General features: G+C 66.3%; 8 protein-coding genes. 4 read left to right on the top strand and 4 right to left on the bottom strand.

Annotated elements, in window-relative coordinates; translation table 11 throughout:
- Both ACXWUF_RS14575 and ACXWUF_RS14570 read right to left on the bottom strand, forming a co-directional pair.
- A partial coding sequence (locus ACXWUF_RS14575; RefSeq protein ID WP_458495375.1) for a hypothetical protein occupies nt 1-239 on the bottom strand: 239 nt, incomplete at its 3' end.
- A 340-nt stretch (nt 240-579) separates the two neighbouring features.
- Nucleotides 580-1941, bottom strand: a complete 1362-nt coding sequence (locus tag ACXWUF_RS14570) for a sigma-54 interaction domain-containing protein (RefSeq protein WP_458495374.1) — start codon at nt 1939-1941, stop codon at nt 580-582.
- A gap of 242 nt (nt 1942-2183) precedes the next feature.
- On the opposite strand from ACXWUF_RS14570, the gene thiE reads away from it, so the two are divergent.
- The 4 genes from thiE to ACXWUF_RS14550 all read left to right on the top strand — a co-directional run bounded on the left by thiE (nt 2184) and on the right by ACXWUF_RS14550 (nt 5830).
- Complete coding sequence (thiE, locus tag ACXWUF_RS14565) at nt 2184-2837, top strand: thiamine phosphate synthase (protein WP_458495373.1); 654 nt, start codon at nt 2184-2186, stop codon at nt 2835-2837.
- A 17-nt stretch (nt 2838-2854) separates the two neighbouring features.
- Nucleotides 2855-3604 carry a YdcF family protein gene (locus ACXWUF_RS14560; protein WP_458495372.1) on the top strand — a complete coding sequence of 250 codons (750 nt, stop codon included), beginning with the start codon at nt 2855-2857 and terminating at the stop codon, nt 3602-3604.
- A 591-nt stretch (nt 3605-4195) separates the two neighbouring features.
- Nucleotides 4196-5167 carry a hypothetical protein gene (locus ACXWUF_RS14555; protein WP_458495371.1) on the top strand — a complete coding sequence of 324 codons (972 nt, stop codon included), beginning with the start codon at nt 4196-4198 and terminating at the stop codon, nt 5165-5167.
- A 288-nt stretch (nt 5168-5455) separates the two neighbouring features.
- Entirely contained in the window at nt 5456-5830 is a 375-nt protein-coding gene (locus ACXWUF_RS14550; protein ID WP_458495370.1) for a hypothetical protein, read from the top strand.
- A 76-nt stretch (nt 5831-5906) separates the two neighbouring features.
- Here the strand turns inward: ACXWUF_RS14550 and dgcA are convergent, their stop codons facing one another.
- Together dgcA and dgcN are read right to left on the bottom strand one after the other, a co-directional pair.
- Nucleotides 5907-6887, bottom strand: a complete 981-nt coding sequence (dgcA, locus tag ACXWUF_RS14545; protein WP_458495369.1) for an N-acetyl-D-Glu racemase DgcA — start codon at nt 6885-6887, stop codon at nt 5907-5909.
- 3 nt (nt 6888-6890) lie between these two features.
- A complete protein-coding gene (gene dgcN / locus ACXWUF_RS14540; RefSeq protein WP_458495368.1) occupies nt 6891-7889 on the bottom strand; it encodes an N-acetyltransferase DgcN in 999 nt (332 codons plus the stop codon).
- Nucleotides 7890-8018 lie beyond the last annotated feature (129 nt).

Genomic DNA, 8018 nt, shown 5'->3' with positions numbered 1-8018 from the left:
TGCCCCACCATTTCATCGGTCAATGAAAAAGGGGTGGCTAAACTGGGGTCTTGGTGAGCGGTGTCATTGAATTGACCGGTAAGATCGAATTCCCGGACAACCCGGTAAAGCGGGTCGGAGGACTGCCATATCGAGGCACCGCCCACCGTGGAATTCGGCTCGACTTCACTTACCGAACCATAAGCATAAGGATTGGATGACAGCAGCAGAATGAAAGCCAGAGGATAGTGGTAACGCATCGGGTTCCCCAATAACAGCTATTTTGAATATCTTGTTCCACGGCGGTGTCCGAAGGCTTTACCCATTGGGGTGAAAAGAGCCGATGAGTGACCGTATAGGCCGCCGCACGAATCGGGTTCCGGCTCTTCGAGCCAAAAATTAGATTAAGTGTAGTCGGATCGTCGGGAAGTGCCGGTGAGCCTGTGGGGAGGCGCTTCCGCAAGCCGTGGTCGCGACAGGTGTTGAATTTTCGGTCCCACATAATCAAAACGCGCCTGTGCGAATTATCGACATCTTATCCGATTACGGCGGTGCTTATGAAGAAGATTGGGACAGACTCGGCCAAGAATGACGGCTTCGTCACAGTCCATACTTTTTGCGCTTGCGCCAGAAGGTCGCCCGGCTGAGTCCCAAACTGGCCGCCGCCTCGTCGATCCGGCCCCCGGCGCGGCGCAAGGCGGCGCTGAGGCGGGCCGCTTCGTCGGGCTCCCCGCCGGTCGGTTCGGCTAGCGGCGGGGCGTTGGGGGGTTCTTCGCATTCCTCCCGGAATTCCGGCGGCAAGTCGTCCAGCCGCAAGGTCTCGCCCCGCCCCACGGCGAAGGCGCACTCCACCACGTTCTGCAATTCGCGCACATTGCCCGGCCAGTGATAATCCAACAGCCGCCGCAGCGCATCCGGCTCGATCCGGGAAATCTGCCGGGCACCCTTGCGGTTGTGCCGGTCGATGCAATGCCGCAGCAGCAACTCAACGTCGTCGCGCCGGGCGCGGAGGGGCGGGATGAAGATGGGCACCACCCGCAGGCGATACATGAGGTCTTCCCGGAACCGTCCCTCCTTGACCGCCTCCCGCAAGGATCGGTGCGTGGCGGCGACGATGCGCACATCCACCCGGATGGGCCGGTCGCCGCCCACCGGAATGAAGGTCCGTTCCTGCAACGCCCGGAGCAGCTTGGCTTGAAGCTCCAAGGGCAATTCCGCCACCTCGTCCAAGAACAGGATACCGCCGTCGGCGCGTTTGAACAGGCCCGCGTGGTCCTTCAACGCCCCGGTGAAGGCGCCCCGCACATGGCCGAACAGTTCGCTTTCCAGCAGGCTGGGACTCAGGGCCGCGCAATTGATGGCGAGGAACGGGCGGTTGCGGCGCGGGCTTTCCTCGTGCAGGGCGCGGGCCACCAGTTCCTTGCCGGTGCCCGATTCGCCCCGGACCAGCACCGTCGCGTCGGTGGCCGCGACGTTGCGGACGATTTGCAGCGCCTGCTTCATGGCGATGTCGCGGGTGATGATGCCGTGAAAGACTTCGGTGCGCTCGCCCACCGCGCCCGATTCTTCGGCGGTTTCCGGTTCGGGCCGCAGAATGCCGATGGCCCCCGCGAAGGCGCCGCTGGCGGTGAAGAACGCCCTGGCCGAGCGGGTGGCCCGGAGGGTGGAGCCGTCGGCCCGCTCCACTTCGGTGGGTTCGTCGTCGAGCCGGCCCCGCTCCATCAGGGTGGCCAGTCCGTCGCATTCGCGGCAGACGATGGCGCTGGTGGCGGGACGGCCCAGGGCGGACTCCGCCGGGATGCCCAGCAGTTGTTCCGCCCCCCGGCTCCACAGCAGGATGCGGCCCTCCGCGTCGATGGCGTAGACGGCGCCGCTTCCGCTAATATCCGCCAGCGCCGCCAGCGCGGCGCCGCCGCCGACGGCGTCCAGCCATGCGTTGATAAGGGATGAATAAGCGCTCATGGTCCAAGGGTAAGAATGCGTCGCGGCATTTTATCAGCGTGCGCGGTTTCCGATTCCCGGAGAGCGGATTCCAATTGTCGTGGGGTAAGCGCGCCTATGGCGAGCCATGCCGCCACTCGACATATTAGGATGGGCGCAGCGCAGCGGAACCCATCGCTCCGGGGCTGGGCGGCATGATGGGTTCCGCGAAGCGCCACCCATCCTATGGCCCCTAATCAGGCAAAATCTTGAACGAGCCTTTAATGACCACCATGACCGTGAACCCTCGTTTACCATTTCCCGCCCGTGGACTCTACGCCATCACCCGCGAAGGCTACCCGGATGCCGCCGCCCTGGCCCTGGCGGTGGCGTCGGCCATCCGGGGCGGCGCGACGGCGATCCAGTACCGGGCCAAGTCCGCCGCCGATCCCTTGGACGAGGCGGCGCGGCTGCTGGCCGTGTGCCGGGCGGGCCGCGTGCCGCTCATCATCAACGACGACGTGGAACTCGCCGGACAGGTCGGCGCCGACGGCGTGCATCTGGGCCGGGACGATGTCGGCCTCGCCGAAGCCAAGCGCCTGCTCGGCCCGGACGCCATCGTCGGCGTGTCCTGTTACGACTCGGTGGACCAAGCCGAACTGGCCGTGGCGGCGGGCGCGAGTTATGTGGCCTTTGGCCGGTTCTTCCCCTCCCGCACCAAGCCCAGCGCCCCGTGCGCCCGACTCGAAAGCCTCGCCGCCGCCAAACAACGCCTGGCCGTGCCCATCGTCGCCATCGGCGGAATCACCCCGGCCAATGGTGGCGCATTGCTGGCGGCGGGGGCCGGTCTGTTGGCGGTCATTGAGGGCGTGTTCGGGGAAGATGATCCGGCGGACGCGGCCCGGCGATTCCGGCCCTTGTTCGACAACTTGCCATAACGGTTTGGAATGCCCCGATGCATTGGAGTTGGCTCGTTACAAACCTGGTGGCCGCGCTGCTGTTGCCGCCCCTCAATTTGCTGCTGCTGGGCGCCGTCGGCTATGGGCAACTCCGCCGCCATCCCCGCTTGGGACGCGCCATGACGGGCCTCGCGCTGCTGGGCTTGTGGCTGCTCTGCACGCCGTTCGTGGCGCAGCGTCTGCTGGCGACACTGGAAATTCCCTACGCGCCCATGTCCGGCCAGGAAGCCGAGGCCATCGTTATTCTGGGCGGCGGGCTATACCCGGAGTCCGTGGAGTACGGCGGGGGCGCCACCTTGAATTCGCGCACGCTGGAGCGGGTGCGCTACGGCGCTTGGCTGCACCGCAAAATCGGCAAGCCCATCCTGGTCACGGGCGGGGCACCGGAGGGCGACGAGCCGGAAGGGCGGCTGATGCGGGCCGCGTTGGAAAGCGAATTCGGGGTGCCCGTGACCTGGATGGAGGACCGCTCCGGCAATACCCGCGAGAACGCCCGGTTTTCCGCCGAATTGCTGAATGCGGCGGGCGTCCGGCGCATTTATCTGGTGAGCCACGTCTGGCATCTGCCCCGCGCCATCCGGGAGTTTGAGCGGGCGGGACTGGTCGTGGTGCCCGCCGGGACGGGCTATCAACCCGAAGGCGGGAGTCGGCTATTCGACTTCATTCCCAATGCCCGGGCGCTCGCCAGCAGTTACTACGCCTTCCACGAGTGGATTGGCTTGATTTGGTACAAGCTCACGCGATGAGCGGGACGCCGCCCTTCGCTTCAGGGCAATCGCGCTATGTGATTTTTCTCCCTCTCGCCTCTGGGAGAGGGCGGGGGTGAGGGTACCAAAACAGGATTTCTTCCTCGAAAGACCGAAACGCCGATCTCGCGGAGGCGGTTGGAAGGCAAAAATCCCTGGATTGGACACCCTCACCCTCTTCCCAGAGGCGAGAGGGGAAAAACAGTGGCTCCCGGCATAGCGCGATTGCCCTGCCATTCGCTTGAAGGCCGGTGGTTTCATATCGGGACCGCTGGTGCGCGGATTTTTTCGCGTCCATCAAATTGGCGCCAATTTGATGTTGGTTAAGCTCCATTTACGGAGGCTCAATAGGCGATAATAAGGCAACGCCCCCGGTCGCTTGGCCGAGCGTTTTTGGATGATTGCCCGGACGAGCAATCCGTCGCCGGAGGGCGAGTATTCCGCCCGTTTCAGAGCCAAGGTCGCGGTGGCGTGTCCCGCCCTCATGGGTGGACAGTCGCGCCGATGCACGCGAAACTAAGCCCACGGCCTGGCGATTCCGGGTTCTGAGTCAACATCAACACAAACTACAAATTACGAGAGAGGGAGTCCATGCATTTACAGAAAACTCTTTATCGGGCTGGCTTGTGCGCGGTCCTGTCGGCGGGGTCGGCTTGGGCCTGGGCTGCCGAAACCACGGCTTATCCGGCAGCCGACTTCAAGCCGTCGGTGATTATCGCGGCACCGGAAGCGGCCAAGCCCGCCGCCGCGCCGGTCAAGGTCGCCGCCACGGCCCCGGTGGCGGCGCCCGAGGCGAAACCGCAAGCCCCGGCGGCGAAGCCCATGGCCAAGTCGGCCAGGGGCAAATTGGCCCGTTCCGCCCAGGCGGCTGAGAAAGAGCCGAGCCGGGCGGGCGATTTCTTCTTCTTGATCCTGGCGATAGGCGCACTGTTCCTGGTTGTGACAGGCAACAACATCAAGTCGCTGATCGCCGCCATTTCGGCGATTGCCTCGAAGCTCCCCTCTGCGCCGGGCAAGCCCTCCGTGGCCGCTAAACCCGCCGAGATGGCGACGGCGGCGGTGACGGAAGCCGCCCCGGTGGTCGCCGCCGCCGCCAAGGAGCCTGCTCCGAAATCCTATGGGTATGCCGAAGTGATCGAGCCGCCCAAGGTCTACGGTTATGCCGAAGTGGTTCCCGCGCCGGTGGAGCCGGTGATTTATGGCTATGCGGGCGCTGAGGCCGCTGCTGAAGTCGTCACGGCGGCGGCGGAATCCGCCGCGCCGGTGGAAGAGTCCGCGCCCGCCGCAGAACCGGCTCCGGTCGTGGAACAGTCCGCTCCCGTCGAGGTGGCGGCTTCCGTGGAAGAACCGGCTCCGGTCGCGGAAGTGTCCGCGCCCGCCGAGGAAGCGGCTCCTGCTGAAGCCGCTGCCCCGGTCGCGGAGTCCGCGCCCGTCGTCGAGGCGGCTCCGGCGGAAGCCGTCGCTGAGGCTCCGGTCGAGGAACCCGCTCCGGCGGTTAAAGCGCCGCCCGCCGCCAAGCCCAAGCCCGCCCGGCGCCGCACCACGACCCGCAAGCCCAAATAAGGGCGACGCGGAAACGCCAGCCCCGCCCTCCGTGGTGACGCCACGGGGCGGGGCTGGCGGCTGCACAGCACGGCGGGTTGATCTCCGACCCGCCAGTTCCGGGATGGAAAGCTCCATTCCAACCATCCCCCTCCCGCATTCATCCCCAATCCATCCCTCGGGTTTGCCACCCTATCTTATTGCTCCGAATGGTGGACAGCCTCGCGATTGCACGCGAAACTAAGGCGGGTGCCCGGCATTTCGGGTGCCGGTCACAACATCAACAAAACAAATAGAGAGAGGGAATCCATGAAATTGCAGAATCAGCTAAATCGGGTCGGCCTGTCGGTGGCTTTGGCGGTCGGACCCAGCTTGGCATTCGCTGCCGAGGGTGGCAGCGTGGTGGGAGACAACATCGCGGTTTTGGGTATAGTCGCCGCGCTCGTGGTCTTCGCCTTTCTGCCCAAGGGCGGAAAAAAAGCCGCTCCGGTAGCCGAGTCCGCACCTGCGGCGGCGGAGAGCGAACCCGCCGCCGAGGAAGCCGAGGCCGAAGCGCCGGTAACGGAAAGCGAACCCGTCGCCGAGGAAGCCGCGTCCGAGGTGCCGGCAGCGGAAGGCGAAGCCCCCGCCGCCGAGGCCGCTAGCGAAGAGGCGCCCGCCGAATCCGAGAGCGCCGCCAGCTAATTAAGGCCGCCGTCTTGCCCTACAGCGGACGGTGTCCTGCCCCGTCCGCTCCCCCACCATCCTAAGAAATAATCCGCTAGCCCCACACCGCCCCGTCCGGCGGATAAATCTGGCTACCCTCGAAGCGCAATCCCGGCTCCCGATCCTTCGCCAGCAACAGCGGCCCATCCAAATCCACAGTGTCGGCCCCCTGCGCCAACAGCACCGCTGGTGCCATGGCGAGGGACGTGCCCACCATACAACCCACCATAAGCCGGAACCCCCGCGCCTGTGCCAAGGCTTTCATCCGTAGCGCTTCCGTCAGCCCGCCGGTCTTGTCCAGCTTGAGGTTGACCGCGTCGTACAGCCCGACCAAGGCGGCGAGGCTGTCGGCGGCGTGGCAGGATTCGTCGGCGCAGACCGGCACCGGCCTGGGCAACTCCGCCAGACAGGCGTCGGACCCGGCGGGGAAGGGCTGCTCGATCAATTCCACACCGAGCCGGGCCAATTCCGGCACCAAGTTTTCGTAATCGGCGCGGCTCCAGGCTTCATTGGCATCGACGATCAGCCGGGATCCGGGCGCATGGGCACGCACCGCCGCCACCCGGTCAAGGTCGCCCGCGCCCGCCAATTTCAGCTTGAGCAAGGGGCGTCCCGCCTCGGCGGCGGCGGTTTCCGCCAGCATGTCGGGCGCGTCGACGCTCAGGGTGTAGGCGGTGGTCAAAGGCTCCGGCGGCGGCAGACCGGCCAATTGCCAGACTGGCTGGCCCGACCGCTTGGCGGCCAAGTCCCACAGGGCGCAGTCGATGGCGTTCCGGGCCGCGCCCGGCGGCAGGCGGGACAACAGTTCTTCCCGCTCCAATCCCGCCGCCAGCGCTGGTTTGATGGCTTCAATCGCGGCGATGACGCTGGCCGGGCTTTCGCCATAACGGGGATAAGGGCGGCATTCGCCGCGCCCCACGGCCTCGCCCTCGCGGATTTCCACCACCACCACGGTGATTTCGGTGGACGCGCCACGGGCGATGCGGAACACCCCGCGCAACGGCCAGGCCTCTTGGCGTAGCTGGATGTCGCGCATGGTTCAGCCCACGAGTTGATCGACCAGCGCGGCCACGCCGGTGCGGACGGCGTCCACGCAGGGCAGGCCCAACCGGGATTCGGTGTCGCGCAGCAAGCGCCCGGCCTCGGCGTCGGGCAGCCTCGACGTGTTGATGCTGAGACCAATGCAGCGGGCGGCGGGGTTGGTCAGGCGGGCGGCGTCTTCGTTGGTGGCGATGCACTCGGCCAAGCTGGGCAAGGCGTAGCCGGGCACGCCGCGCATGTGGGGGCGGGTGGGTTCATGGCACATCACCAGGGCGTCGGGCTGGGCACCGTGCAATAGCCCCAGGCTGACCCCGGCGAAGGAGGGATGGAACAGCGAGCCTTGGCCCTCGATCAAATCCCAATGATCGGCGTCGTGGTCGGGTGCCAGGGCTTCGACGGCGCCGGAAATGAAGTCGGCCACCACGGCGTCCACGCACACCCCGGACCCGGCGATGAGGATGCCGGTTTGGCCGGTGGCGCGGAAATCCGCCTTCATGCCCCGCGCCCGCATCTCCCGCTCCAGCGCGAGGGCGGTGTACATCTTGCCGGTGGAGCAGTCCGTGCCGACGGTCAGGAGCCGTTTCCCGGTGCGCTTCCGGCCCGTGCCGACCTCGATGCGGCCCCCCGGATGGCGCACGTCGATGAGTCGTCGGCCCAGCCGCGCCGCCGTGTCGGCCAGTTCAGGGATGCCCGTCAGCCGGTGGTGCAGACCGTTGGCGATGTCCAGTCCGCTTTCCAGGGCCAGTCGCAAACCCCGAACCCAGCCTTCGGACACTTGCCCGCCCCGGTTGGCGACGCCGACGATGAGGGTTTTGGCGCCTTGCGCCACCGCGTCCGCCACGGTTAGGTCCGGCAGTCCCACATCGGCCTGACAGCCTGGTAGCCGCCATTGGCCGACGCAATCATCCCGGCGCCAGTAGGCCACGCCGTCGGCGGTCTTCGCGGCCAGTTGGTCCGGCGCGTCGCCCAGGAATAGGAAGTAGGGTTTTTGGATCATGGTGCGGTTCTCCGCTGAGGGGGGGATGAGCCGATTATAGGGGAGGGTTGGCGTTTGCCCGGCTCGCGCCGGAGTGCCGCAGGATGAATAGAGCGTTGCCTGTGGGTGGGGGCGGTTTCCAGCCGCGAC

This window comes from Methylomagnum sp. (assembly GCF_054333355.1).
This window is presented reverse-complemented; position numbering and strand designations above follow the sequence as displayed.